This is a genomic window from Streptococcus sp. GMD1S, from assembly GCF_000296875.1.
In the GTDB taxonomy this organism is placed as follows: domain Bacteria; phylum Bacillota; class Bacilli; order Lactobacillales; family Streptococcaceae; genus Streptococcus.
Genome location: NZ_AJQY01000021.1, coordinates 1 through 22,120, shown reverse-complemented (window position 1 = coordinate 22,120; position 22,120 = coordinate 1). Strand labels below are relative to the sequence as shown.

Genomic DNA, 22,120 nt, shown 5'->3' with positions numbered 1-22,120 from the left:
TGTAAAACTTGAAAGTTTCCCAAGCAACATCATCGCAGGACTATTTGGCTTTAAAGCTGCAGACTTCCTTCAAACGCCTGAAGAGGAAAAGGCAGTTCCTAAAGTTGACTTTAGCGGTTTAGGTGACTAAGATGTTGTTTGATCAAATTGCGAGCAATAAACGAAAAACCTGGATTTTGTTGCTGGTTTTCTTCCTACTCTTGGCCTTGGTTGGTTATGCGGTTGGCTATCTCTTCATGCGCTCAGGTCTTGGTGGCATGATTATTGCCTTGATCATCGGTCTTATCTACGCTCTGACCATGATCTTTCAATCGACAGAGATTGTCATGTCTATGAATGGGGCGCGTGAGGTTGATGAGCAAACGGCACCAGACCTCTACCATGTAGTAGAAGATATGGCCATGGTGGCCCAGATTCCTATGCCGCGTGTTTTCATCATTGAGGATTCTTCTTTAAATGCCTTTGCAACAGGTTCGAATCCGCAGAATGCCGCAGTAGCAGCAACGTCGGGTCTCTTAGCTATCATGAATCGTGAGGAGCTAGAAGCTGTTATGGGGCATGAAGTCAGTCATATCCGAAACTACGATATCCGCATTTCGACCATTGCTGTTGCCCTTGCAAGTGCCATTACCCTTCTGTCTAGTATGGCAGGACGGATGATGTGGTGGGGTGGGGCAGGTCGCAGACGGAGTGATAATGATCGCGATGGAAATGGTTTGGAGATTATCATGCTTATTATCTCTCTCTTAGCCATTGTTCTAGCACCTCTCGCAGCAACCTTGGTGCAGCTTGCCATTTCCCGTCAGAGGGAATTTCTAGCGGATGCATCCAGTGTGGAGCTGACCCGCAATCCTCAAGGGATGATCAATGCCTTGCGCAAGTTGGACAATAGCGAGCCGATGCATCACCATGTTGACGATGCCAGCAGCGCTCTTTATATCAATGATCCTAAGAAAGGTGGCGGGCTTCAAAAACTCTTTTATACCCACCCACCTATCTCAGAACGAATCGAACGCTTGAAACACATGTAAAAAAAATCCAGAGAGATTTCTCTGGATTTTTGCTATGTTCAAAAATTATAAATCTTGTAAATCGACGACTTCCAAACCATTTTCTGTCAAACGATAGATACTCGTACAGACCTCTTTTAAGAAACGTCGATCATGTGAAACAGTGATCAGACCGCCAGGATAAGAGGCAAATAGTTTTCTGATCTCGGGTTGGGAAGTTGGTGAGAAATTTCGGGTAGGCTCATCCAGAAGGAGAAAGTTTGGTTTGCGCAACACTAAATCCAAAAGTAGGAGTTTACCTTGTTGCCCGCCAGATAGGGAGCGGATTTGGTGGTGCATCTCTGGATAGCTGAAATTGAGACTGGCTAGGTGAGATTGGATTTTCTGTAGTTCCTCTTTTTCCCCAGTTTGGCTGAGATAGGCTACTGGAGATAAATCCAATTGTAGTTTTTTATGGTAATCTTGTGGCATAAAACCAAGTGAAATCTCTCTTTTGGCGCTTAGTAGTTGCTGCAACTTGGCTAACAGAGTTGATTTTCCAGCACCATTTGGCCCGATGATACCGATTTTATCTTGGCCACGGACCGTTAGTCGTAACTCTTGAGCTAAAATGCGCTCGCCAATGGACAAATTTTCTTTTTCCAGTTGGACTAAGACTTTAGAAGCCGGTAATGGTTGGATGTCTGAAAAGAAAAGTTGGATTTGTTCCTCTTCAAGTGGTTTTTGGGTCATGGACTGAGCTTCCTTTTCAAAACGTTTTTCTTGAGAGAGAACAGTTTTCATCTTTTTAGCCAATAGGCGACCGGCAGTACTGTCTTTGGTAGCTCGAAGTGCAGTTTCTACATTTTGCTTAACTCGGCGATGTTTTTCCATGGTTTTGTCATAGGCTCTCTGGTCGTTAGCAGCTTGCTGACTTTGTCTGGCAAAATTAGCCTTTCTCTGCTCACTATAGCGATCATAGTCTAAATGCTCGACTAGCGTTTCCGCTTCTTTCCGATGCTTGACCAGCCGCAAGTGGACAATAGTATCTGCCGTATGAGAAAGAAAGTCTTCATCATGGGAAATGAAAATAACAGTTTGACTAATCTTTCGAATCTGCCTTTTTAGCCAATCAACCGTCTCAAGGTCAAGGTCATTTGAAGGTTCATCTAAAAATAGAATCTCAAAAGGTTTTGCTAACTCGTGAATGAGCTGAATTTTCAAAGCTTCGCCCCCTGAGAGGCTCCCAATTTCTTGATCGCTAGCAAAACGATCGCTATCAAAATGCAATTCCTCCGCCAAGCGATAGAGAATACTGTAGTCTAAATCAGCGGAATCTAAAAAGAAGTAATCGTGTAGAGTCCTATTTTTTAGCTCCTCAGGTAACTTTTGAGGAATGTAGGCCAGTGATTGAAGGTCAGACTGGATGTCGCCCCTGATAGTAAAATCAGATAATGCTTCTCCCATTAAAGCCCGTAGTAAAGTCGATTTACCATTTCCTTCTTCACCAATAATAGCAACCTTTTCCCCGTCTTGGATGGTCATGCTTAGGTCAAATACAAGATCTCGTAGATCTTTGTTTTGCGTGATAGTTAGATGATTGATTTTTATCATATTGTTGCCCTTTCTAGAATGTCGATAGTGCATAACAAAAAGCTCTACTTTATCTAGTAGAGCCAAAGTCACTGTCCAAAACTCTATTAATACTCTTCAAAAATCAAATTCAAACCACGTCAGCGTCGCCTTACCGTACTCAAGTACAGCTTGCGGCTAGCTTCCTAGTTTGCTCTTTGATTTTCATTGAGTATAAAATGCCAGAAAAAGAGCATAAAAGAGCACACAAAAAGAGACAAAAACAAGATCTACTAAATAAAGTTCTTTATTTGATAGATTAGTTGTTCATGTCTCCCTTACCTCCGAGTATTAGTATCTCTATCCTATACCTTTCAGGAAATTTTGTCAATAGAAAACAAGTAATTTCAAGCTCTAAAATCCGAAAACAGGTCCATAGAGAGTCAGTACGTGTTTGACATGTTCATAGTGGAACTTGTCATATTTGCGCCAAGCAGTACGAGCTTGATCGTTTAGTTTTAGGCTCCCTAGTCCAATCAGCAGACTAGTACGTTGGTAAAATTTCTCAAGGTTGATTAAGATACTGTTGTCCAGCTTTTCTGCTTTTTTTAGTTCCTTAAGAGTGGTGTTCAGCAGCTCTTGTAGTCGAAGATCATCGGCTGTTTCTTGTTTGCAGCTTTGGTAGCTTTTATTTAACTCGGAAAGGAGTTGATAAGCTTCGGTGATGAGTGCTTTGTCTTCCATATGAGCATCCTCCTTGCTCTGATGTATTCTTGCCTATAGTATAGCACTAATCAGAAAATATGTCATAGTAAATATGTTAAAAAATGAGATTTTAATCTCAAAGTTTGGGAGGCTGACTTATAGCCTTTTCATGGTATAATCAAGTGAGTACATCTTTATGGAGGAAATATGAAGTTAAATATTCAAGAAATTCGTAAGCAACCTGAAGGCCTGCATTTTGAACAAGCTTTAGACCTGGCAGCAGAATTGTGTAAACGAAATCAAGAGATTTTAGATGTCAAAGATATCCTTGCAGTGGGGAAGGTACAGTACGAAGACCGTCTGTATTTCTTAGACTATCAGTTGTCATATACCATTGTCCTTGCTTCCAGCCGCAGTATGGAGCCAGTTGAGTTGGCTGAGTCTTATCCAGTGACAGAGGTTTTCATGGAAGGAGCGACCAACCAACTGGACCAGGAAGTTCTTGATGATGACTTGGTCTTGCCTATCGAAAATGGGGAAATCGACCTTGCTGAGAGCGTAGCAGATAATATCTTGCTCAATATCCCTATCAAAGTCTTGACGGCAGAAGAAGAGGCGGGCCAAGGTTTTGTGTCAGGAAATGACTGGCAAATCATGACTGAAGATGAATACCAAGCCCAACAAGCAGTCAAGAAAGAAGAAAACAGTCCATTTGCTGGCTTGCAAGGACTGTTTGATGGAGACGAGTAGATGGTTTTATCCAAGAAACGTGCCCGTCATGTCATAGAGGAAATTATTGCCCTCTTTCCAGATGCTAAGCCTAGTCTTGATTTTTGCAATCATTTTGAACTCTTGGTTGCGGTCATGTTGTCAGCCCAGACCACAGATGCAGCGGTAAACAAGGCCACACCAGGTCTCTTTGCTGCTTTTCCAACGCCACAAGCCATGTCTGTAGCGACAGAGAGTGAAATTGCTTCACACATTTCTCGCCTGGGACTGTATCGAAATAAGGCTAAATTCCTTAAAAAATGTGCCCAACAGTTACTAGAGGATTTTGATGGTCAAGTGCCTCAGACTCGAGAGGAATTAGAAAGTCTAGCTGGTGTTGGTCGTAAAACAGCAAATGTCGTCATGAGTGTGGGGTTTGGGATTCCTGCTTTTGCAGTGGATACTCATGTGGAGCGTATCTGCAAGCATCATGATATCGTTAAAAAATCAGCTACGCCACTTGAAGTAGAAAAACGTGTTATGGATGTCTTGCCACCAGAAGAATGGTTAGCAGCTCACCAGGCCATGATTTACTTTGGACGAGCTATCTGTCATCCCAAAAATCCAGAATGCGATCACTATCCCCAACTGTATGATTTTAGCAATGTTTAAGAGGACACTGAAAAAAGTTTTTGCTTGATTTTAAGGGTGCTTTATGCTATAGTAAATGATAACTAAATAATCCTTTAAACCTGTCCCGTGAGGCAGGCAAGGAGCGCGATAAAGTAGAAGGGTGAAGTCTATACTGTTTATAGTTGGGCTCGCTTGGCCATACATTTCAAGTCTCCTTGTAGAAGGAGACTTTTCTTTTTGGAGGTTTGTCATGAAGACAAAAGAAGTTGTAGACGAATTGACTGTCAAACGAGCGATTACGCGAATTACTTATGAGATTATCGAGCGCAATAAAGATTTGAATAAGATTATCCTAGCAGGGATAAAAACGCGTGGTGTTTTCATCGCTCATCGTATCAAAGAACGCTTGGAGCAGTTGGAAAACATCACAGTTCCTGTTGTGGAATTGGACACCAAACCTTTCCGTGATGATGTTAAAAGCGGAGAAGATACTTCTTTGATTTCTGTTGATGTGACTGACCGTGAGGTTATCTTGGTGGATGATGTACTCTATACAGGCCGTACTATCCGTGCTGCTATTGATAACATTGTCGGCCATGGTCGTCCTGCGCGCGTGAGTCTTGCGGTGCTAGTTGACCGTGGACATAGAGAATTGCCTATCCGTCCAGATTACGTTGGGAAAAATATCCCAACCAGTCGTTCTGAAGAAATCATCGTAGAGATGACAGAACTTGATGGCCAAGACAGAGTTCTGATTACTGAAGAAGCTTAGAAAGCTGAAGGAGTAGCCATGTCAGAAAATCAACAAGCATTGAACCATGTGGTTTCCATGGAAGACCTCACAGTTGATCAAGTGATGAAATTGATTAAACGAGGGATCGAGTTTAAAAACGGAGCCCAACTTCCCTACGAGAACAAACTTATCGTATCGAATCTTTTCTTTGAGGATTCTACACGGACACATAAGTCCTTTGAAGTGGCAGAGATTAAGCTAGGCTTGGAGCGACTGGACTTTGATGTGAAGACTAGTTCGGTTAATAAGGGTGAGACACTGTATGACACTATCTTGACCCTATCTGCTCTAGGAGTGGATGTCTGTGTGATTCGCCACCCAGAGGTCGACTATTACAGAGAGTTGATTGCGAGTCCGTCGATTACAACTTCTATTATTAATGGTGGTGATGGCTCGGGACAACATCCTAGCCAGAGCTTGCTTGATTTGATGACTATTTATGAGGAATTTGGCCACTTTGAGGGTCTCAAGGTTGCTATTGCAGGCGACTTGGACCACTCACGCGTTGCCAAATCCAATATGCAAATTTTGAAACGCTTGGGAGCTGAACTGTACTTTGCAGGACCTGAGGAATGGAGAAGTCAAGAGTTTGCGGACTATGGACAGTTTGTAACTATTGATGAGATTGTTGATCAGGTGGATGTTTTGATGTTACTCCGCGTTCAACATGAACGCCATGAAAGTGGAGCTGTTTTTTCAAAAGAAGACTACCATGCTCAACACGGCTTGAACCAAGAACGCTATAATCGCTTAAAAGAAACAGCAATCATTATGCATCCTGCTCCAGTGAATCGAGATGTGGAAATTGCTGACCACTTGGTTGAAGCGCCAAAATCACGCATTGTCCAACAAATGACCAATGGTGTCTTTGTTCGAATGGCAATCTTAGAATCCGTATTGGCGAGTAGAAACGCCAACTAAAACACAAGACGTTAAAAGACGCCAGTGAGCGTCCACGAGAGGTGAAAATATGACAAAAAGACTTCTAGTATTAGAAGATGGTACAGTTTTTGAAGGCAAGGCCTTCGGAGCAGATATTGATGTAACAGGCGAAATCGTCTTTAATACAGGGATGACCGGCTACCAAGAATCCATTACAGACCAGTCTTATAATGGACAAATCTTGACCTTTACTTATCCTTTGGTAGGAAATTATGGCATTAACCGTGATGATTATGAATCCATCATTCCAACTTGTAAGGGAGTTGTCGTTTTTGAAGAGGCGCGTCGAGCTAGCAACTGGCGCAACCAAATGACCTTGGATGAATTTTTGAAAGCCAAGAAAATTCCAGGTATTTCAGGGATTGATACGCGTGCCCTTACTAAGATTATCCGTAAGCATGGTACGATGCGTGCAACCTTGACTCACGTCGGGGACAGTATGGACCATGTGACGGACCAGCTCCAAGCAACAGTCTTGCCAACAGACAATATCAAACAGGTTTCTACTAAAACTTCCTATCCAGCTCCAGGAGTTGGTTTGAGTGTGGTCTTAGTAGACTTTGGTCTCAAGCACTCAATCTTACGTGAACTTTCTAAGCGTAACTGTAACGTTACGGTTGTTCCTTATTCAACAACAGCGGAAGAAATTCTCCACCTAAATCCTGATGGAGTTATGTTGTCAAATGGTCCAGGTAACCCAGAAGATGTTCCAGAAGCACTAGACATGATTCGTGGTGTGCAAGGGAAAATTCCAATTTTCGGTATTTGTATGGGACACCAACTATTTGCCATGGCAAACGGGGCGAAGACCTACAAGATGAAATTTGGTCACCGTGGATTTAACCACGCGGTACGTGAAATTGCAACAGGACGCGTAGACTTTACCAGCCAAAACCACGGTTATGCAGTTAGCCGTGAGGACTTGCCAGAGCATTTGATCATTACCCACGAAGAAATCAATGACAAGTCAGTTGAAGGAGTTCGCCACAGATACCAACCAGGTTTCTCTGTTCAATTCCACCCAGATGCAGCTCCCGGCCCACACGACGCTAGCTACCTCTTTGACGAATTTATCGAGATGATGGAAGCTTTTAAACAAGTAAACTAAGAACGAGCAAAAGCTCGTCGGAGAATTTATGTAACTGAACACGGACGGAAAGCTCGGAATTTAGAGAAACCAACTTGGATTGTCAATCCTTCCTTGGTTCCCTAAAATTCAGTCGCTTTCTATTCGTCCTTTGTATCTTATTTAATGTCGCTCTGTGAGGCGACGAATAGAAAGGCAGGTCGTTTCTTTTAGTCGCTATCAGGCGAACTAAAAACTCCCTGCACTAGATTTTTTATCGAAAAATATCGTTTCTCTAAAAAATCGTCGGAGAATTTATTTAATGGCAACCAGAGAGTTGCCGAATAGAAAGGAGAAGATACATTGTTCGCGGAAGTGAACACGCCCTAAGAACTGTGTGAAAAAGATAAACATCGTCTTGACGCTAAAGGCGTCTGCACCGAGTTTCCTATTTTCACTGTGTTCTTTACGGGCTTTGTATCATAAACTATGCCTAAACGTACTGATATTCAAAAAATTATGGTGATTGGTTCTGGTCCAATTATTATTGGTCAGGCTGCTGAGTTTGACTACGCGGGGACCCAGGCCTGCTTGTCTTTGAAAGAGGAAGGTTATGAAGTTGTCTTGGTGAACTCAAACCCTGCCACCATCATGACGGACAAGGAGATTGCGGACAAGGTCTACATCGAACCGATCACACTCGAGTTTGTGACACGTATTCTCCGTAAGGAACGTCCAGATGCCTTGCTTCCAACTCTTGGAGGCCAAACAGGGCTCAATATGGCCATGGAATTGTCTAAAAATGGAATTCTAGATGAGCTTGGAGTAGAACTTCTGGGTACTAAATTGTCTGCCATCGACCAAGCAGAGGACCGTGACCTCTTTAAACAATTGATGGAAGAGCTTGAACAACCAATTCCAGAATCTGAAATTGTCAACACAGTAGAAGAAGCAGTTGCCTTTGCAGCGACAATTGGCTACCCAGTCATCGTTCGTCCAGCCTTTACCCTAGGTGGTACTGGTGGTGGTATGTGTGCCAACGAGGAAGAACTACGTGAAATCGCTGAAAATGGGTTGAAATTGTCACCTGTTACCCAATGTTTGATTGAACGTTCAATCGCAGGTTTCAAGGAAATCGAGTACGAAGTCATGCGCGATTCAGCTGACAATGCCCTCGTTGTTTGTAACATGGAAAACTTTGACCCAGTGGGGATTCACACAGGGGATTCCATCGTATTCGCCCCTGCGCAAACCATGTCTGACTATGAAAACCAAATGCTACGTGACGCGAGCTTGAGCATTATTCGCGCCCTCAAGATTGAAGGTGGGTGTAACGTTCAGCTGGCCCTTGATCCCCACAGCTTCAAGTACTATGTCATCGAAGTAAACCCTCGTGTATCGCGTTCGTCAGCCCTTGCTTCTAAGGCAACTGGTTACCCAATTGCTAAATTGGCTGCTAAGATTGCCGTCGGTTTGACCTTGGATGAGGTTATTAACCCAGTCACGGGTTCAACCTATGCCATGTTTGAACCAGCCCTTGACTACGTGGTTGCTAAGATTCCACGTTTCCCATTTGACAAGTTTGAAAAAGGTGAGCGCCGTCTTGGGACACAGATGAAGGCCACCGGAGAAGTCATGGCTATCGGTCGAAACATCGAAGAATCTCTCCTTAAGGCCTGTCGCTCCCTTGAAATTGGCGTTCACCACAATGAAATGCCTGAACTTGCAGCGGTTTCAGATGATGCTTTGATTGAAAAGGTTGTCAAGGCTCAAGATGACCGTCTCTTCTACGTATCAGAAGCTATTCGCCGTGGTTACACACCAGAAGAAATTGCTGAATTGACCAAGATTGATATCTTCTATCTGGATAAACTCTTGCATATCTTTGAAATTGAGCAAGAATTGGGTGCTCATCCACAAGATCTAGACGTTTTGAAAACAGCTAAACTAAATGGCTTCTCAGATCGTAAGATTGCTGAACTATGGAAAACAACAGCTGACCAAGTTCGTCAACTTCGCTTGGAAAACAAGATTGTCCCAGTCTACAAGATGGTCGATACTTGTGCGGCGGAGTTTGACTCTGAAACACCATATTTCTATTCAACCTATGGCTGGGAAAATGAGTCTATCAAGTCTGATAAGGAATCTGTCCTAGTCCTAGGTTCAGGTCCAATCCGTATCGGACAAGGGGTTGAGTTTGACTACGCAACTGTTCACTCAGTTAAGGCTATCCAGGCTGCTGGTTATGAAGCTATTATCATGAACTCAAACCCAGAGACCGTTTCTACGGACTTCTCTGTGTCTGATAAGCTCTACTTTGAACCATTGACATTCGAAGATGTCATGAATGTCATTGATCTTGAGCAACCAAAAGGCGTCATCGTTCAGTTTGGTGGTCAAACAGCTATCAACCTTGCAGAGCCATTGGCAAAAGCAGGTGTGACCATCCTTGGTACACAGGTTGCTGACCTAGACCGTGCCGAAGACCGTGACCTCTTTGAACAAGCGCTTAAAGATTTGGATATTCCACAGCCACCTGGCCAAACAGCAACTAATGAAGAAGAAGCGGTGCTTGCTGCTCGCAAAATTGGCTTCCCAGTCCTCGTTCGCCCATCTTATGTCTTAGGTGGACGTGCCATGGAAATCGTAGAAAATGAGGAAGATCTTCGTTCTTACATGCGTACAGCTGTTAAGGCTAGTCCAGACCACCCAGTTCTTGTTGACTCTTACATCGTTGGGCAAGAGTGTGAAGTTGATGCCATCTCAGACGGAGAAAATGTCCTCATCCCTGGTATCATGGAGCACATCGAACGTGCCGGTGTCCACTCAGGTGACTCAATGGCCGTTTATCCACCACAAACCTTGTCGCAAAAGGTGCAGGAAACCATCGCAGACTATACCAAACGTCTAGCAATAGGTCTTAACTGTCTTGGGATGATGAACATTCAGTTTGTCATCAAGGATGAGAAAGTCTATGTTATTGAGGTCAATCCACGTGCCAGCCGTACGGTTCCATTCCTTTCTAAGGTAACCAATATTCCTATGGCTCAGGTAGCTACTAAGCTCATTCTTGGTCAAAGTCTTGAAGAACTGGGCTACCAAGATGGACTTTATCCTGAAAGTGCTCGCGTCCATATCAAGGCACCAGTCTTCTCCTTTACGAAACTAGCAAAGGTAGATAGCTTGCTCGGTCCTGAAATGAAGTCAACAGGGGAAGTCATGGGTTCTGATACTACTCTTGAAAAAGCTCTCTATAAGGCTTTTGAAGCTTCTTACCTGCACTTGCCAACCTTTGGAAATGTTGTCTTTACCATTGCTGATGATGCCAAAGATGAAGCCTTGGACTTGGCTCGTCGTTTCCAAAATATCGGTTATGGTATCCTTGCGACAGAAGGGACAGCAGCCTTCTTTGCCAGTCATGGACTTCAAGCCCAACCTGTTGGTAAGATTGGTGACGATGAACAGGATATCCCAAGCTTTGTCCGCAAAGGGAAAATCCAAGCGATCATCAATACTGTTGGAACCAAACGAACTGCTGACGAAGATGGTGAGCAAATCCGTCGTTCAGCCATTGAACACGGTGTGCCACTCTTTACAGCCCTAGATACAGCTAATGCCATGCTCAAGGTGCTAGAAAGCCGTAGTTTTGTCACAGAAGCGATCTAGTTGAGACAGAATTTTCACAGTTTTAAAGCCAGCGTCAGAAAACGCTGGCTTTTACAATACTGATATTGTTTATTTCAACTATCATTTGTTTTCTTAGGAATCATTCTAAAATGTGATATAATAAGGAAGAATTGGAAATAGGAAACTATTTTCATGATATTTTCAAAAACTCCATTAAGAAAATAGGTAAAGACAGATTAGAAAGTGTAAAATTCCGATGTCTTCTTACAAAAAAGTCTCTCTTTCTGAGATCAATCAATCTATTGAAACTCCCAATAACAATCATTTTTGGCAAAATCTAAAAGCATTCTTAGGACCTGGAGCCCTTGTAGCAGTTGGTTATATGGATCCTGGAAACTGGATTACCAGTGTGGTTGGTGGTGCCTCCTACAAATATAGTCTCTTATTTGTTATTTTGATTTCATCCATCATTGCCATGCAACTACAACAGATGGCTGGAAAGCTCGGTATCGTAACTAGGATGGACCTAGCACAGGCAACTGCACATCATGCTCCCAAGTGGCTTCGTTATAGTTTATGGGTGATTTTAGAATTAGCTTTAATGGCGACCGACTTAGCTGAGGTTCTAGGCTCAGCGATTGCCTTAAATCTTTTATTTAAAATACCAATTATGGTCGCTATCCTCTTAACCGTTTTAGACGTATTTCTTTTGTTGTTGTTGATGAAATTTGGCTTCAAAAAGATTGAAGCCATTGTTACGACCCTTATTTTAACCATATTAGCCATCTTTACCTATCTGGTGGCTTTATCCAATCCAAGTATTCAGGGTATTTTTGGTGGTTATTTACCGACTCCAACATTATTTGAAACACCATTACCAGGTCATGAAAGCCAATTGACCTTGGCTTTAGGAATTGTGGGGGCGACAGTCATGCCCCATAATCTCTATCTTCATTCATCCCTATCCCAAACAAGGAAAATCAATCACAAAGATAAGAAGGATGTTCGAAAAGCCGTGCGTTTTATGACCTGGGATTCAAATCTTCAGTTGTCCCTAGCCTTTATTGTCAATTCCTTGCTTCTCATTTTAGGGGCATCTCTCTTTTTTGGTCATGCATCTGAAATTTCAGCTTTTTCTCAAATGTACAATGCTTTACAGGATTCGAAGATAGCAGGAGCGATAGCTAGTTCAACTCTGTCAACTTTATTTGCCCTAGCCCTCTTAGCAAGTGGTCAAAATTCGACCATTACAGGTACTTTGACAGGACAGATTGTCATGGAAGGTTTCTTGCATCTGAAATTACCTCAGTGGATTATCCGTATCGGTACACGGATTTTTGCCTTACTCCCTGTGATTATTGTTGCCGTTTTGTTTGGACATCAAGAAAAAACCTTGGATCAGTTATTGGTCTATTCACAGGTATTTCTGTCAATCGCTCTTCCGTTTTCAATCTTCCCCTTAATCTATCTGACCTCTAAGAAGTCACTGATGGGAGAATTCACTAATGCCAAGTGGAACACCATCCTAGGTTACGCAGTTTCAATCATCTTGACCATTCTCAATATCAAGCTTCTTTTTGATATTTTTTAACCTCGTTTGAAATCAATTATAGTGTCAGCGTGAAGGTTGACAACATAGAAAGTAGTAGTGATTGGTTCATAAAAAGAAGTACAAAAAAAGAACAGTGGTAACTGTTCTTTTTTATCATTATTTGAGACCGTATTTTTTGTTGAAACGATCCACGCGTCCATCTGCTTGAGTGAACTTTTGACGTCCAGTGTAGAATGGGTGTGAGTCTGATGAAATTTCCACACGGATCAATGGGTAAGTTTCGCCTTCGAACTCAACAGTTTCGTTAGAGCGTTTTGTTGAACCGCTAAGGAATTTGTAACCAGTAGTTGTGTCCATGAAGACAACTGGGCGATATTCTGGATGGATATCTTTTTTCATTTTGCAATATTTCCTTTCTGCCATGGTCTCTTTGCGAGCCATAGATTGTTACTATACTAGTCTATCAGATTCTGATAAGTTTGGCAAGTCTTTTCCCTGATTTTATTAAAAATCTTGATAAAAAATCACTCCAGTGTTTACTGGAGTGAGGGTAGAAGAATGATTAGTTCTCTTGATTTGGAGCTTTTTCTTCTTGTTGATTTTTTACTTCTGTTTCTTTTACTGGTTCTGCGTTTTCTTCTGCTGATTTAGCCTCTTTTTCAGTTTCAGTAGGTTCTGTTTCTGTTGATTCTGTTACAGTTTCAGCTTCAGCCTCTGTTTCAGTTGGTTCGGCTACTGGCTCAGCTTCTGTTTTTGTTTCAGATTCAGATTCAGTAGTTTCTTCTTTTACTGGTTCTGCATTTTCTGCTGCTGATTCAGCTTCCACATTAGCTGGTTCCTTAGATTCTTCTTTTTGCTCGGTTTCCTCTTTAGCTGTCTCTGTTTTATCAGCTGTAGTTTCTTCTTTTTTACGTTCTTGGGATTCTTTTTTGATTTCTTCGACTGCAGTTTTAACGGTAGAGCTTGTTACACGTCCGACAGTTTGAGCAAAATCTTTACCAGACTCAGCTAATTCAGTAAATGATTCTTTTGTAATTTTACCACCTGACATTGCCAAGAGACCAGTTACAACTAGTGCAATGCTAGCAAGAATAGCCAAAATCAAACCAAAGCCGATTGAAATGCCATATCCACCAAAGTTAGACATGTATTTATTTACATTAAAGAGACTATTTAGTGTAACGAGAGTTGCAATTGCACCCGCAACAATGACACCAATTGAGAACCCTTTAGGCATTGCTTTATTCATGTTATTCAAGCACGCAAGAACAATAGACACAATAGCCGCGATAATGACAAACCACCCATCACCTTGGTAACCATTCACACTATAGGACCCAAAAGAACCTGCATTTAAACTAGCCCATGGCAAGAGTGAACCAAGGATTGCTACTCCAGCAGAAATGAGAATATACAAACGATTTTTTTCCATTATTATGTCTCCTTTTATTCAGTTTGATTTATTATACCATAAACTGAGGTACAAAGAAACCGTATATTTTAAGAAACTAGCATATAAAAGGCCAAGAAAATTCTTTCTTAGCCTTGGTGCATCTGTAGGGCCTCTTTTAGTTCTTTGTATATTTGTTCGTTTTCTTCTAGACTATAGGAATTGGCGCCACTGGCTAATGGATGCCCTCCTCCGTCGTGTCGTTTGGCAATCTCATTGATAGGAGTGATTTTACTGCGCATACGCACACGGAAGTGACCATCAGCTTGTTCAACAAAGATAGCCCAAGCCTTAACAGTATCAATTCGGCCAGGTGCTCCGACAATTGCAGCTGTTTCAGCATCCGTAACCTTATATTTTTCCAAGGTGTCTTGAGTAAGTAGAACGCGTGCAGCTCCATTCTCATCAACTTCTAAATGATCATAGACATACCCTTGCAGTTTTGCAATCTTGAAGCTCATGGTATCCATTTGACGAGACAGTCCAGCAAAGTCAAAATCAATTTCTCGGAGCTGGCCAGCTATTCTAAAGGTACGGGCACTGGTTGAAGGGTAGAGAAAACGCCCTGTGTCCCCGACAATTCCTGCATAGAGAAGTCGTGCCGCTTCACTAGACAAAGTTAGCTGATTTTCTTGAGCAAATAATGCAATCATCTCACTGGCGCTGCTTGAACTTGTATCCACCCAAGATAGGTCACCATAGATGTCATCATTTGGATGGTGATCGATTTTGATGGTGAAATTAGCTTGTTCGTAGCGTTTATCATCGATACGAGGGCGATTCGCTGTATCACAAATAATAGCAAGAGCTCCTTGGTAGTCATTGTCTTGGACAGTATCCATTTCCGCCATCCAGGTTAGAGTTGGTTCGTTATAACCGACTGCTTTGATGGTCTTTTCTGGAAAATGGTGTGTGAGAAGAGCTTTTAAACCTACCTGACTCCCTAAGGCATCTGGATCTGGTTTCATATGACGATGAATGATAATGGTATCGTATTCTTTGATTTTCTCTAAAATTTGCTGGCAAATTTCCATAAGTAACCTCAATTCTTTCTCATTTCATTGTAGCACAAGAATTTTTATTTTTAAAATGAAAAAGATATGATATAATGGAGAAAGATAAATTGAGGAGGACGATATGGCATTAGCAAAAATTGTATTTGCCAGTATGACCGGTAATACCGAAGAAATTGCAGATATTGTAGCAGATAAATTGCGTGACTTGGGCTTGGATGTCGATGTTGATGAATGTACGACTGTTGACGCTTCAGACTTCTTGGAAGCGGATATCGCAATTGTTGCGACTTACACTTACGGAGATGGAGAATTGCCAGATGAGATGATGGACTTCTACGAAGACCTAGCTGATCTCAACTTGAATGGCAAAATCTACGGAGTGGTCGGTTCAGGAGATACCTTCTACGACGAATTCTGTAAGGCTGTTGATGACTTTGATCGTGTATTTGTAGCGACAGGAGCTGAAAAAGGTTCAGAGTGTGTTAAAGTGGACCTCTCTGCCGAAGAAGAAGACATCGAACGTTTGGAACAATTCGCAGAAGAATTGGCTGCAAAAGTAGGATAAGAATCAAACTGCGCTGACTGGAAGAAGTCAGTGCGTTTTTTTATTAGTTTTTTGGGATTTTACTAGCCTATTTGGTGGCTTTTTGATACAATAATTCAAATAAAGGAGGAGACACTATGGATTTAGCTAGTATTCGGCAAGAAATTGATCAAATCGACGACCAAATCGTCAAGCTCCTAGAAGAACGGATGCATTTGGTTGAGGGAGTAGTTGCCTATAAGAAAGCCTCAGGAAAACCTATTTTAGATTCCAAGCGAGAAGAAATCATTTTTGAAAAGGTCAAAAATCGAGTAGAAGATAAGCGCTACCAGGAGACCATTGTTGCGACTTTTTCAGACATTCTCAAACGTTCGCGTGATTATCAGGATCAAAACATCAAATGAAAAAAGAACAATTTTATCCGCTCGGGATTTTTCTGGCTGCTATGTTGGGAGGCCTTGTCCGCTACCTGGTTTCTACTTGGTTACCAGCCAGTCCCGACTTTCCTTGGGGTACCCTCCTTGTCAACTATCTGGGAATATTCTGCCTGGTCTATCTGGTAAAAGGCTATCTGGCCCATAAGGGAACTAGTAAAGGCTTAATTTTGGCGCTGGGGACGGGTTTTTGCGGTGGCCTGACAACCTTTTCTAGCCTAATGCTTGATGCAGTAAAACTGCTTGATACCGGGCGTTATCTTAGCTTAATCATCTATCTGCTTTTGAGTATTGGAGGAGGTCTACTCTTGGCTTATGTTCTAGGGAGGAAGAAATGGTAATCGTTTATCTTGCAATCGCCTGCGGGTTCGGAGCCCTGGTGCGGTATTTCTTTTCCCGCTATAATCAAGCTTCTAAATTGCCCCTCGGAACGCTTATAGCCAATCTTTTAGGTTGTTTTTTGATCGGCCTACTCTACAATCATGTGGAGTCCAAGGAAATCTATGCCATCCTAGCGACAGGTTTTTGTGGAGGGTTAACGACCTTTTCAACCTTGAATGACGAGCTACAAAGACTAATCAGTGACAAGAAGGTATTTTATAGCTATTTTCTCTTAACTTATATAGGCGGTTTTCTAGCGATTTTTTTAGGAATTCTGCTATAAATTTCTTTACTTTTAGGTGGAAATTTGGTAAACTGTATCTTGTGTGTAATGGACGCACAAAAATACAGTTTATCCGCTGAGGAAGGTTCCTCAAGATTGACAAAGATAGGAGAATAAAATGAATCCATTAATCCAAAGCTTGACTGAAGGTCAACTTCGTACAGATATCCCATCATTCCGTCCTGGTGACACTGTTCGTGTACACGCGAAAGTTGTCGAAGGTAACCGTGAACGTATCCAGATTTTTGAAGGTGTTGTTATTGCACGTAAAGGTGCAGGCATCTCAGAAAACTACACAGTTCGTAAAATCTCTAACGGTGTAGGTGTTGAGCGTATCTTCCCAATCCACACTCCACGTGTTGAAAAGATCGAAGTTGTTCGTTACGGTAAAGTACGTCGTGCGAAATTGTACTACTTGCGTGCTCTTCAAGGTAAAGCAGCTCGTATCAAAGAAATCCGTCGTTAATTCGACTAAAAAACTCTGCTCACCCAGCAGGGTTTTTCTCTAGCTCCCTTAGTTCAATGGATATAACAACTCCCTCCTAAGGAGTAGTTGCAGGTTCGATTCCTGCAGGGGGCAGTAAACTAGAAACAAAACACTGGATAGCTAGTGTTTTTTTGTTAGTTTTTAACTAGCAAACCCCTCATATCAAGCGCTTGTATGGTATAATAATGGGAAACGTTAACATTGATTTTTAAGGTAGTTCTATCATGTTGGAATACCAAATAAAAAAGATTATGAGTGCTCTACTAGTTTAGTCTGAAAGGGTTATAAGAAAAGGGAAAATACAAATGAAACCAACAAAACTACAATGGGAAGATGTTATCCAATTTGAAGAGGTAAAAGGTTACGGTCAGCATATCTGGAGAGATGGTAATCATCTTTATTATGTTGATGAGGAGGGAGGAATTGCCCCTCAGCGTGTAGTTTATAAATTACCAAATGAGCTGTTTGCCTTATTAGAAAGTGGAGAGAGATCGCTACTCGAAATATCTTGGAAGATTAAGCACGATCGTTGGCCACCGATGGAAGAAGAAATCAATAAAATAAAAAGAGGAAGAGCCAAAGAACGACCAAAGATACTGATAGCTAATCCGAAAAATCAATTACTTTTTACACAAGAAGAATTAAAAGAGTTAATGCCTATTGCAGAGACGATTTGGATCGAATCTGAAGGCAAATTTCCAGATGATTATGTATCACCACTTAAGTAAGGAAGGTATAAAATGAAACCAACAAAACTACAATGGGAAGATGTTATCCAATTCGAAGAAGTAAAAGGTTACGGAAAATCCATCTGGAGAAATGATAACAAGTATTATTTAGTTTCAGAAGAGGGAACCGTAGCTTCTTGGTTAGTTGTCTATGAATTACCACAAGAATTATTTACCTTACTAGAGAGTGGAGAACGGACTCTACTTGAAATATCTTGGAAGGTTCAAAACGATTGTTGGCCACCGACGGAAGAAGAAAAGAAAGCTAGTGAGAAACGATTTATAGAAGAGAGTCCGACATCATTAATTGATTTACCTGAAACTAGAGAGTTATTTACTCAGGAAGAGCTTGAAAGATTAATTCCAATTGCTGTGCAAATGTGGATTGACTGGAGAGGCAAACTTCCAGATGATTATGTATCGCTACTCAAGTAAAAGAGATATATAATGAAACTGAATTCCAGATATTAGAGAGCTCTAATCCAGTTCACTGAAGCTATGAAAAAGCTTATATCATTTGATTATGGTTAGAAAGGGAGTGGAAATGATAGAAAAGAATAAACATTATACTGGACTAGTTCATCTAGGAGAGTTTAAGAACAAATTAGTTTACTATGACTTAAAGACAAAGAAATTGTTTTTTTCGATTCCAGAAAGAACTTCTAAGAGTCAACAGTACGTTATTCTTTCTCTGGTATTGCTATTTCTTCCTTTTATCAGATTTCTGAATGGATTAACAATCTTTAGTATATCTGCTCACAAGTATCTTTATTTGGTTTTATTCTCTTGTCTTTCCTTACTTTTCGGGAAATTGCTGGATGTCTATTTTAAGAAAGATTTGGATTTGTATCCGGCTCTATTTACAGATTTGGAGTACTTAGAATTCCTAGAAGTAGTAAAGAAAAGTGGAGCTGTTGTTTCTTCCGTAATTCGTGGTAGCTTTATTAGTTTGTTAGTATCTTTAGTCGTATTCCTGTTATATCCTAGTTTTTTGCCATTATTTTTCCACTCGATGCTTTTGTTTATTGTCTATTTGTGTTTAGCCAATAATTTGCACAAGCGAAAGAAGATCATGGGGAGCTTGATAAGAAATGCTCGCACCAACTAGATCTTTTTTGCCTATGATAGAGAAGAATTAAAAAAGTAAAGAAAGTCGATGTATATGACAATAGAAATGCTGCAATACAAAAATTGTACGGTATTAAAAAACAATAAGGATTATGAGATTCTGTGGAGTAGAGGGAAAGAAGTGCTTAACTTTCCCATTAGCCAGGAATTAGCAGAACGTGTTTCAAAATCAGAAAAAGATTCTTTAGAAGTAATGTTTTATTGTGAACATCATCGTTGGCCTAAAGCAGATGAGTTAGAAGATTGTAATCAATCGGATACGATTGTACATAGAGGCAATGGATTTATTGTATATGAGACAGATGGTTATTACGAAATTAGCTTCTTTAAAGAAGTTGGAGGAGCCATGGGGCCAGAAGTTCGCTATCCTATTACTAAAGAACTGATGGATAGAGCATTTGAATCTTCTAGGGGAGCATACGAAGTCATGATTTATGCTGAAACGGGGCGCTGGCCTTTATGGTAAAGAGGATGACTTCATATAAACAGCCTCAAAATAGGGAATAAATATAGACATTTGGTAAAAGACAAAGGAGATAAGAATGGAATCAATTTATGTAAGTCAAAAAGATATGTTGGAAATTTGTCAAGATGGTGATAAGTATTTCTTGCGTTATCCAACTTTTAATATTACCATGCCAGAAGTAGTTCAAGAAATCCCCAAAGAAGCTGCAGATAGTTATATGTCGGGAGAACATACTGGTAAAGAGTTGATGAATTATGCAGATTATGGTTTTTGGAAATCTAAAAAGCAGTATACACAAGATGAGTCTGGTAAGCTCTTCATCGAAAATCATCCTTCTTTTATTTTAAAAAACCCAGGAAATACTCGTCGTCTTTTTACAGCAGAGGAATTTAAACAAATTGTCACTCAAGCCATTGTTTCAGAACTGGAACCTAGCGAACTTGATGCAATTGGTATAGTTGATAATCATTTGGAACTTCTTCTAGTTGATCCAGTTGGCTGGGAGGAAGAGATAGAAGCAGTCCATCTGGAAATTCTGCAAGAAAAAATGAATAATTACATTCACTTCCTCGAAAGTAAGCAGTATGTGGAGCGATATGGTGATCAATTTGACAAAAAAGTCATCCATATCACATTCCAGTATTCTCCATCTGATAATGGCTTAGCCTTCCTCGCAGCTGTTCAGCAGGTATTGCAACCGACGGATATGATCTTGAAGGTAGAATTGCCAGAGTAAAAAAGGGAGCGGAAACGCTCTCTTTTTGTGGTATAATGAGACTATATTTATAAAAAGATTATTTAGCATTTCTAAATAGCGAACTACTTATGCCAACGATTGACACAAAGGGGCATTCTTACGATGATTTTCTATCTGCGATTGAACGTCAAGGCTATTATGAAATCAAAAATCCACGCGTCTATGAACCAGGCACTAATAAAATTGAGCAAATTGAAGGAATTTTTAGAATTAATCAATGGAGTAACTAAATGAAAATATATGAATTACCAGAGCCTAAAGATTATCAATCTTTTATTAATTTTTATCGTAATGTGATGAGAGAAGGAAAAGAGGAAGAAGCCTTTTTAGGCACAGATGCAAAATATCGTATACGAGAACGGGATTCTTATGAAGTGGATAGTACAGATATTAGTGTATTGATGGAATATTGCTTATTCCCTCTGTATGCAGAAGGTGACAGGGATATAGCGCGCAGAACCTTTGATATCTTGAAAGATTTTAGTTTATCGGTTGACCTAGTCAAATTAGATAAGGTAACTGATTATATTTCTATGCAAGGCAGTCGTTTAAGAAGATATACAAGCCTTCCCTTTGTTATTGAAACAGATGAGTTGGTAAGAAATATTATAGAAAGTATTTCAAAATTATCAGATGAACAGAAACGTACTTATACCTATGAAAGACTATGTAATGTATTAGACCGTAGTCCGTTATACAGACAGTGTGATGAAGAAAAGGTAGAGAAGATTCTTAAGGAATTCAAGGAAAAATACTACAATCCACCTAAGGTAGTGGAGCTATAGCAAACGCCATATTGAATGTGAGAGTTGTGGAGGAATTTTAAATGACAAAACAAGAACTGGTAAATTTCATTAATCAACATAGAGATAAGATGGGGATATTTCATATTGCGCTTGATGAGCGATATGGAGGTCAATTTACTTTGGGATACTATTACGATGAGAAATCTAGTCAATATAAAGTATATGAGGTTAATGAGCGCCAAGATATCTGGATAAGAGACGAATTTAAAAATGAAAGTGATGCAATAGATCGACTTTATCGTTTGATAAAAACGACATTTTGGATAAAAGAATCTCTTATTCAGTTAGATGTTTCAGAAATTGATGCAATCGGAACGAGTGACACAGACTTGGAACTTTTATTAATAGATGGCAATCTTTGGCTTCCAGATACTGAAGAAGAACATTTGTTGAAACTGCAAGAAAAACTCAACAACTATATCTACTTCCTCGAAAGTAAGCAGTATGTGGATCGATATGGCGATAGCTTTGATAAAAAAGTCATCCATATCACCTTCCAATATTCTCCATCGGATAATGGACTAGCCTTTCTCGCAGCTGTTCAGAAGGTATTACAACCAACGGATATGATTTTGAAGGTAGAATTACCTGAGTGATAAAGGGAGCGGAAACGCTCTTTTTTATGTTATAATAGGCATAGAATGTTTAGGAGAAAGAGATGAAGGAAAATAAACGCTTATTTTGGGTTGTTAGTGTGATGTTAATGGTCCTGACTCTTTATACACTGACTGGATGTAGTTTGGGTGGTGAGACCATTCCCAAAAACAGAACAAAGGAACAGTACGAATTTGAAAAAACGTTTGAACCTATATTTAAATTTTTAGAGCAAGACAAGAAGGAGTTTAATGGATTAAAGCTTTACAAAAATAGTATTTATATAGAGAGTGGAAACGTAGTAAAGGATTATAAAGTATTCTTAGATACTAGCCAATCTGACATTAAGGGTGACTATACAATAAAAATTGGGGATAATAAAGAAACAGTTCCTGTTACTTACTCTAATGGGAAGTTAAATTATGGGTCGGAGGTAACTCCTTTATATGATGAAGAAAT

The 22,120-nt window shown here is 40.5% G+C and carries 26 protein-coding genes, 1 tRNA gene and 1 pseudogene; 23 read left to right on the top strand and 5 right to left on the bottom strand.

Annotation, left to right across the window (positions count from 1 at the left end):
- A partial coding sequence (locus GMD1S_RS04390; protein WP_008278603.1) for a LemA family protein occupies window positions 1-130 on the top strand: 130 nt, incomplete at its 5' end.
- 1 nt (window position 131) lies between these two features.
- Window positions 132-1,031: a zinc metalloprotease HtpX gene (gene htpX, locus GMD1S_RS04385; protein ID WP_000895754.1), complete on the top strand. Its 900-nt coding sequence runs from the start codon at window positions 132-134 to the stop codon at window positions 1,029-1,031.
- Between the two features lie 45 nt (window positions 1,032-1,076).
- Here htpX and GMD1S_RS04380 read toward each other — a convergent pair whose 3' ends face one another.
- Window positions 1,077-2,636 carry an ATP-binding cassette domain-containing protein gene (locus GMD1S_RS04380; RefSeq protein ID WP_008278601.1) on the bottom strand — a complete coding sequence of 520 codons (1,560 nt, stop codon included), beginning with the start codon at window positions 2,634-2,636 and terminating at the stop codon, window positions 1,077-1,079.
- Window positions 2,637-2,975: 339 nt separating this feature from the next.
- A complete protein-coding gene (locus GMD1S_RS04375) occupies window positions 2,976-3,305 on the bottom strand; it encodes a hypothetical protein (protein WP_000389547.1) in 330 nt (109 codons plus the stop codon).
- Between the two features lie 168 nt (window positions 3,306-3,473).
- Here GMD1S_RS04375 and GMD1S_RS04370 point away from each other — a divergent pair, with 168 nt between their 5' ends.
- The 7 genes from GMD1S_RS04370 (at window position 3,474) to GMD1S_RS04340 (ending at window position 12,626) form a co-directional block, all read left to right on the top strand.
- Window positions 3,474-4,016 carry a YceD family protein gene (locus tag GMD1S_RS04370; protein WP_000773195.1) on the top strand — a complete coding sequence of 181 codons (543 nt, stop codon included), beginning with the start codon at window positions 3,474-3,476 and terminating at the stop codon, window positions 4,014-4,016.
- Window positions 4,017-4,646, top strand: a complete 630-nt coding sequence (gene nth, locus GMD1S_RS04365) for an endonuclease III (RefSeq protein WP_000244426.1) — start codon at window positions 4,017-4,019, stop codon at window positions 4,644-4,646.
- Between the two features lie 211 nt (window positions 4,647-4,857).
- On the top strand, window positions 4,858-5,379 hold the full coding sequence (gene pyrR, locus GMD1S_RS04360) for a bifunctional pyr operon transcriptional regulator/uracil phosphoribosyltransferase PyrR (RefSeq protein WP_000850018.1): 522 nt from the start codon (window positions 4,858-4,860) through the stop codon (window positions 5,377-5,379).
- An 18-nt stretch (window positions 5,380-5,397) separates the two neighbouring features.
- Window positions 5,398-6,321: an aspartate carbamoyltransferase catalytic subunit gene (locus GMD1S_RS04355; protein ID WP_001293851.1), complete on the top strand. Its 924-nt coding sequence runs from the start codon at window positions 5,398-5,400 to the stop codon at window positions 6,319-6,321.
- Window positions 6,322-6,370: 49 nt separating this feature from the next.
- Window positions 6,371-7,450, top strand: a complete 1,080-nt coding sequence (locus tag GMD1S_RS04350; RefSeq protein WP_000166850.1) for a carbamoyl phosphate synthase small subunit — start codon at window positions 6,371-6,373, stop codon at window positions 7,448-7,450.
- Between the two features lie 447 nt (window positions 7,451-7,897).
- Window positions 7,898-11,074 (top strand): carbamoyl-phosphate synthase large subunit, encoded by a 3,177-nt coding sequence (carB, locus tag GMD1S_RS04345; RefSeq protein ID WP_001126419.1) that lies wholly within the window; start codon window positions 7,898-7,900, stop codon window positions 11,072-11,074.
- Window positions 11,075-11,291: 217 nt separating this feature from the next.
- Entirely contained in the window at window positions 11,292-12,626 is a 1,335-nt protein-coding gene (locus GMD1S_RS04340; protein WP_000100513.1) for an Nramp family divalent metal transporter, read from the top strand.
- A gap of 117 nt (window positions 12,627-12,743) precedes the next feature.
- On the opposite strand, the gene GMD1S_RS04335 is transcribed toward GMD1S_RS04340, so the two are convergent.
- The 3 genes from GMD1S_RS04335 to GMD1S_RS04325 form a co-directional block, all read right to left on the bottom strand.
- Window positions 12,744-12,986 (bottom strand): type B 50S ribosomal protein L31, encoded by a 243-nt coding sequence (locus tag GMD1S_RS04335; RefSeq protein WP_000710762.1) that lies wholly within the window; start codon window positions 12,984-12,986, stop codon window positions 12,744-12,746.
- 163 nt (window positions 12,987-13,149) lie between these two features.
- Entirely contained in the window at window positions 13,150-14,019 is an 870-nt protein-coding gene (locus tag GMD1S_RS04330) for a DUF5336 domain-containing protein (RefSeq protein WP_000414498.1), read from the bottom strand.
- A 107-nt stretch (window positions 14,020-14,126) separates the two neighbouring features.
- Window positions 14,127-15,071, bottom strand: a complete 945-nt coding sequence (locus GMD1S_RS04325; protein ID WP_000401790.1) for a DHH family phosphoesterase — start codon at window positions 15,069-15,071, stop codon at window positions 14,127-14,129.
- Window positions 15,072-15,174: 103 nt separating this feature from the next.
- On the opposite strand from GMD1S_RS04325, the gene GMD1S_RS04320 reads away from it, so the two are divergent.
- The 14 genes and pseudogenes from GMD1S_RS04320 to GMD1S_RS04255 form a co-directional block, all read left to right on the top strand.
- Window positions 15,175-15,618 carry a flavodoxin gene (locus tag GMD1S_RS04320; protein WP_001162125.1) on the top strand — a complete coding sequence of 148 codons (444 nt, stop codon included), beginning with the start codon at window positions 15,175-15,177 and terminating at the stop codon, window positions 15,616-15,618.
- 116 nt (window positions 15,619-15,734) lie between these two features.
- Complete coding sequence (locus tag GMD1S_RS04315) at window positions 15,735-16,001, top strand: chorismate mutase (RefSeq protein WP_000362350.1); 267 nt, start codon at window positions 15,735-15,737, stop codon at window positions 15,999-16,001.
- Window positions 15,998-16,372, top strand: coding sequence for a fluoride efflux transporter CrcB (gene crcB, locus GMD1S_RS04310; protein ID WP_000712101.1), 375 nt, complete (start codon window positions 15,998-16,000; stop codon window positions 16,370-16,372). Before GMD1S_RS04315 ends, crcB (GMD1S_RS04310) begins: the two co-directional genes overlap by 4 nt.
- Complete coding sequence (gene crcB, locus GMD1S_RS04305; protein ID WP_000237393.1) at window positions 16,366-16,695, top strand: fluoride efflux transporter CrcB; 330 nt, start codon at window positions 16,366-16,368, stop codon at window positions 16,693-16,695. Before crcB (GMD1S_RS04310) ends, crcB (GMD1S_RS04305) begins: the two co-directional genes overlap by 7 nt.
- A gap of 118 nt (window positions 16,696-16,813) precedes the next feature.
- Window positions 16,814-17,161 carry a 50S ribosomal protein L19 gene (gene rplS / locus GMD1S_RS04300; protein WP_001068669.1) on the top strand — a complete coding sequence of 116 codons (348 nt, stop codon included), beginning with the start codon at window positions 16,814-16,816 and terminating at the stop codon, window positions 17,159-17,161.
- 42 nt (window positions 17,162-17,203) lie between these two features.
- Window positions 17,204-17,275, top strand: a tRNA-Arg gene (locus tag GMD1S_RS04295).
- Window positions 17,276-17,487: 212 nt separating this feature from the next.
- Window positions 17,488-17,910, top strand: coding sequence for a hypothetical protein (locus GMD1S_RS04290; protein ID WP_000805166.1), 423 nt, complete (start codon window positions 17,488-17,490; stop codon window positions 17,908-17,910).
- A gap of 12 nt (window positions 17,911-17,922) precedes the next feature.
- Complete coding sequence (locus GMD1S_RS04285; protein ID WP_000805164.1) at window positions 17,923-18,345, top strand: hypothetical protein; 423 nt, start codon at window positions 17,923-17,925, stop codon at window positions 18,343-18,345.
- 727 nt (window positions 18,346-19,072) lie between these two features.
- A complete protein-coding gene (locus GMD1S_RS04275) occupies window positions 19,073-19,504 on the top strand; it encodes a hypothetical protein (protein ID WP_008278436.1) in 432 nt (143 codons plus the stop codon).
- A 76-nt stretch (window positions 19,505-19,580) separates the two neighbouring features.
- Complete coding sequence (locus GMD1S_RS04270) at window positions 19,581-20,240, top strand: DUF6572 domain-containing protein (RefSeq protein ID WP_000443989.1); 660 nt, start codon at window positions 19,581-19,583, stop codon at window positions 20,238-20,240.
- 89 nt (window positions 20,241-20,329) lie between these two features.
- A complete protein-coding gene (locus GMD1S_RS12230; protein ID WP_001142077.1) occupies window positions 20,330-20,491 on the top strand; it encodes a hypothetical protein in 162 nt (53 codons plus the stop codon).
- On the top strand, window positions 20,492-21,046 hold the full coding sequence (locus GMD1S_RS04265) for an NAD glycohydrolase inhibitor (protein WP_000708259.1): 555 nt from the start codon (window positions 20,492-20,494) through the stop codon (window positions 21,044-21,046).
- A gap of 41 nt (window positions 21,047-21,087) precedes the next feature.
- Window positions 21,088-21,663 carry a DUF6572 domain-containing protein gene (locus GMD1S_RS04260; RefSeq protein ID WP_000165997.1) on the top strand — a complete coding sequence of 192 codons (576 nt, stop codon included), beginning with the start codon at window positions 21,088-21,090 and terminating at the stop codon, window positions 21,661-21,663.
- A gap of 62 nt (window positions 21,664-21,725) precedes the next feature.
- Window positions 21,726-22,120: pseudogene (locus GMD1S_RS04255) on the top strand (hypothetical protein); the annotation flags it as partial.